This window comes from Bartonella sp. AD328YNZD (assembly GCF_042196425.1).
In genome coordinates this window covers 1-1,869 of sequence record NZ_JBHIQG010000418.1, presented here as the reverse complement: position 1 = coordinate 1,869, position 1,869 = coordinate 1, and the positions used below count along the sequence as shown (strand labels likewise).

Annotated in this window: 1 protein-coding gene; it reads right to left on the bottom strand. The window is 30.4% G+C overall.

Annotated elements, in window-relative coordinates:
• Positions 1-1,688: 1,688 nt before the first annotated feature.
• Positions 1,689-1,869, bottom strand: a 181-nt coding sequence (locus ACFIO3_RS12415) for a hypothetical protein (RefSeq protein ID WP_375704549.1), incomplete at its 5' end; no start/stop codon positions are given.

Genomic DNA, 1,869 nt, shown 5'->3' with positions numbered 1-1,869 from the left:
TTCGAACCCTCGATATGGTTTCCCATATACACGCGTTCCAGGCGTGCGCCTTCAACCACTCGGCCACCTCTCCAGAAGTTTGCACTATACCCAGAAAGAAATAACGTGCAAGTCTAAACTATACATTCAAAACCCAAAAAACAAATTCATTTATTAAAATAAGAGCTTTTATCTGTTGAATAACAAGCACATCTCTTCTTTTTAAGAAAAAACTTTTTTCGTGGATAGGTTTGTAGAATACAATAATGGGAATAAAAAGATTGTCACCAGTTATAAACTTTCATGCTCATTTACGCACTTTCTGCTTCACAAAAAAATACTTCTCTTAAAATTGGCATACAGTCCATGGTTTTACGCAACCAAATAATTAAATATTTCTCGCTTCACAGCATTGATTACCCTAATAATAAATAGAATAATAACGATATGAACTTCTTATATCCCTAATATTAAAATTGTTTATTCAGATAATAAATTTCATTTCAATAAAATCATTCTCGACCTCCTTCTTGCCTCCAAGGATGAAAATCCTTAATCACTATAACTTTGATTACAAACAACTCTCTCTTGAAATGAGATCTACCAGCTAATCACTTTTATGTTTCAGACAATATATAACATATTGATTTATAATGATGAACCATCGTTTACACATCATAAAAACCTCGAATATCGTAATTTTTTCTCACCATAACTCCTTTCATATTGAATTAATTAAAATCACTTGCTTAATAGGAAGGGATGGTATGTGGGGGGAGAACATTTTAAGAGAGGATAAGTGGCTCTTATGCATTTTCTCAAATAGCACGAATTTTTGCAACATTGAGAGCTGTAAAATAGTGTGACGGTGTCAGTTTTCTCTTTCATAGGATCCATAATAAGCCCTACTCTAAATCCTCTACTCAATTTCACACTTCTATATTTAGTTGATACTAAAGAAAATAAAATTCAGACAAAAAACTTTGCATTTTTAATTTAATATGTATGAATATATCTTATTTTCTGAAATGAAAAAATAGTCTCGTTTTGATCAAATACAAAATCATAAAAATGCAAACCTGTTTTCATTTTTACCATATACTTTTAAATTCAGCTTTACAGTTTTCAAAATATCTAAAGTAATCTCAATTATTTAAAAGAGATTACGTATTACTTCATACTTTTGATTATCGCATTCTTTAAGCGTGATATGGTCTCATCACAAAACAGAATACTCTAAAAATACTATTTTCTTTCTCATCCACACGTTTGTTAAAAAACATCTCTTAAAGCTTGTCACATCTAACTCATACGGTGTCTATGAATGGTATAAAATCTATTGGATAGCATCATCTTTCCTTAAATAAAAAGGAAAAGCCAAGTAACATCACGCTATTTATCGCCTAATGTTACAATATCTATTGCTATTTGAGAGAATGCATAAAAGGAATTTATTCTTTCTTAGAGTGTTTTTATCTATACATTACTCCTCTTTGTAATGTATAAAAGAATAATTTTTATTAATTTAATATAGAGAAATTTAAAACGAGAAAACCCTACAATATTCAGGGTTCTCATTATGTAAAACGATAAATTACCATTATAAATTAATATGCTGCCTATAATCGTCCTAAAGGATAATGTTTTACAGCACTAAAAATCTGATTAGTCTGCAAAATGAGCTCGTTCTTTCCCCTTAATGTTCTTTATCACCTTATATCCTTGCTTAGAGCACGTACAGCTCGTGCAGTTTCACATTGTAATGCTTTTTGTGCTAAAATTTTCATATCTTCAAAACTATGAGTCTGTAAATACGCCTTTACTGGAGAAATATCGCAAGATATCATAGAAAGCTCATTAATTCCCAATCCAGTCAAAATCATTGCACCA